This window comes from Hydrogenophaga sp. (assembly GCF_031426985.1).
In the GTDB taxonomy this organism is placed as follows: domain Bacteria; phylum Pseudomonadota; class Gammaproteobacteria; order Burkholderiales; family Burkholderiaceae_C; genus Hydrogenophaga.
Window position 1 is genome coordinate 1 of record NZ_JASJOY010000242.1, and the last position, 2,737, is coordinate 2,737.

At 64.9% G+C, this 2,737-nt stretch carries 2 protein-coding genes and 1 pseudogene; 2 read left to right on the forward strand and 1 reads right to left on the reverse strand.

The annotated features are described in order from the left end of the window. Positions 1 to 83 precede the first annotated feature (83 nt). Positions 84 to 1,007: an N-acetyl-gamma-glutamyl-phosphate reductase gene (gene argC / locus RMP09_RS23835; RefSeq protein WP_310568458.1), complete on the reverse strand. Its 924-nt coding sequence runs from the start codon at positions 1,005 to 1,007 to the stop codon at positions 84 to 86. A gap of 187 nt (positions 1,008 to 1,194) precedes the next feature. Here argC and sucC point away from each other — a divergent pair, with 187 nt between their 5' ends. Both sucC and RMP09_RS23845 read left to right on the forward strand, forming a co-directional pair. Next, positions 1,195 to 2,355, forward strand: a complete 1,161-nt coding sequence (gene sucC, locus RMP09_RS23840; protein ID WP_310568459.1) for an ADP-forming succinate--CoA ligase subunit beta — start codon at positions 1,195 to 1,197, stop codon at positions 2,353 to 2,355. A gap of 17 nt (positions 2,356 to 2,372) precedes the next feature. After that, a pseudogene (locus RMP09_RS23845) lies at positions 2,373 to 2,737 on the forward strand (succinate--CoA ligase subunit alpha); the annotation flags it as partial.

Below are 2,737 nucleotides of genomic sequence, written 5' to 3' on the forward strand. Positions count from 1 at the left end.
GGAACGAGGCTCTGCACATCAAAAACACTTGACCCGCAACACAGTTGCTTGGGGGAAGCGGCGTCAGCCGCGCAGGGGGGAGCTCAAATCCCCAGCATGAGTTGCAGGTTCTGCACCGCGGCGCCGCTGGCGCCCTTGCCCAGGTTGTCCAGGCGCGCGATCACCACCGCGTGGCGGTGCGCCTCGTTGGCGAACACGCGCAGTTCGAGCTGGTTCGTGTCGTTCAGCGCGGTCGCGTCCAGCTTGCCGTCGGCCGTGGCCGGCAGCACGCTCACCCAGCCGCCGGCGGCCGCACTGGCCGCGTAGTGGGCCACCAGTGCGTCGTGCAGGTCGCTGGCCTTGGGCTGGCCGGGCAGTTCGTCCAGGTGCAGCGGCAGTTGCACCAGCATGCCCTGGCGGAAGTTGCCCACCGCCGGGATGAAGACAGGGCGGCGGCTCAGGCCGGTGTAGCGCTGGATTTCGGGGATGTGTTTGTGCGCCAGGCCCAGGGCATAGGCCTCGTGCAGCGGCGCGGTGCCGGCTTCGTAGGCCTCGATCATGCTGCGGCCGCCGCCGGAATAGCCGCTGACCGAGGGCAGCGACACCGCAAAGTCCTTCGGCAGCAGCCCGGCATCGATCAGCGGGCGCAGGATGGCGATGGCGCCGGTGGCGTAACAGCCCGGGTTGGCGACGCGGTCGGCGTTGCGCACCGCAGCGCTCTGGCCGGCGCTCAGTTCGGGGAAGCCGTAGACCCAGCCATCGTGGCAGCGGTGGGCGGTTGATGCGTCGATGATGCGCGGCTTGCGGCCCGGCAGGGCGTCGATCATGGCCACCGACTCGATGGCCGCGTCGTCGTGCAGGCACAGGATGACCAGATCGGCCTGGGCCATCAGTTCGCGCTTGGCCTCGGGGTCCTTGCGCCGCTCGGGCGCGATGCTCAGCAACTGGACGGCGGACAGGGTTTGCAGCCGTTCACGGATCTGCAGTCCGGTGGTGCCGGCTTCGCCGTCGATGAAGATTGTGGCCATGGCGGCTCCTGTTCGTGTCAGTCAGGGTTCAGCGAGCGGCTCCTATAATTATGCATTATGTAAGCCGCTGCTTATATAGTGTGTGGTGCGCTGCACCATGATACAGTCGCCGGCGCCGCGCGAACCCCCCGTGGGCCGGTCGTGCCTTCCGGCCGGATCAAACAACCCCCAGTCCGAGAGAGACCTCATGAAAATTCACGAGTACCAAGGCAAGGAAATCTTGCGTCAGTTTGGTGTGCCGGTGCCCCGTGGCATCGCCGCGTTCACGGTGCAAGAAGCGGTGGAAGCCGCACAGAAGCTCGGCGGCCCGGTCTGGGTGGTCAAGGCCCAGATCCACGCCGGTGGCCGTGGCAAGGGTGGCGGCGTGAAGGTCGCCAAGAGCATCGACGATGTCAAGGCCCGCGCCAGCGACATCCTGGGCATGCAGCTGGTCACGCACCAGACCGGCGCTGAAGGCCAGAAGGTCCGCCGCCTGTACATCGAAGACGGCGCCGACATCAAGAACGAGCTGTACGTGTCGCTGGTCACCGATCGCGCGACCCAGAAGGTCGCCCTGATCGCGTCGAGCGAAGGCGGCATGGACATCGAGGAAGTGGCCCACTCCACGCCCGAGAAGATCATCACCGAGATGATCGACCCGCTGGCCGGCATCACCGAAGCGCAGTCCCGCAAGGTGGCGGCCGCCATCGGCCTGACCGGCGCTTCCATTGATCAGGCGGTCGACATCTTCGCCAAGATCTACAAGTGCTACATGGACACCGACGCGTCGTTGGTGGAAATCAACCCGCTGAACTGCGACTCCAAGGGCAACCTGATGGCCCTGGACGCGAAGTTCAACTTCGACGCCAACGCGCTGTTCCGCCACCCCGAGATCGTGGCCTACCGCGATCTGGACGAAGAAGATCCGGCCGAAATCGAAGCCTCGAAATTTGACCTGGCCTACATCAGCCTGGACGGCAACATCGGCTGCCTGGTGAACGGTGCCGGTCTGGCCATGGCCACCATGGACACCATCAAGCTGTTCGGCGGCGAGCCGGCCAACTTCCTGGACGTGGGCGGCGGTGCCACCCCCGAGAAGGTCACCGAAGCCTTCAAGATCATGCTCAAGAACCCCAAGGTCGAGGGCATCCTGGTCAACATCTTCGGCGGCATCATGAAGTGCGACACCATCGCCACCGGCGTGATCACCGCCTGCAAGGCCGTGAACCTGAACGTGCCGCTGGTCGTGCGCATGAAGGGCACCAACGAAGAACTGGGCAAGAAGATGCTGGCCGAGTCCGGCCTGCCCATCATCGCCGCCGACACCATGGCCGAAGCCGCGACCAAGATCGTCGCCGCCGTCAAATAAGCCCGGAGAAGAACACCATGTCGATCTACATCAACAAAGACACCAAGGTCATCACCCAGGGCATCACGGGCAAGACCGGCCAGTTCCACACCGAAAAGTGCCAGGAATACGCGAACGGCAAGAACTGCTTCGTGGCCGGCGTGAACCCGAAGAAGGCCGGCGAGTCGATCTTCAACATCCCGATCTACTCGACCGTCAAGGAAGCCGCCCAGCAGACCGGCGCCACCGTCTCGGTGATCTACGTGCCGCCCGCCGGCGCTGCCGCCGCGATCTGGGAAGCCGTTGAAGCCGACCTGGATCTGGCCGTCTGCATCACCGAAGGCATTCCGGTCAAGGACATGCTGGAAGTGCGCAACCGCATGAAGGCCAAGGAAGCCGCCGG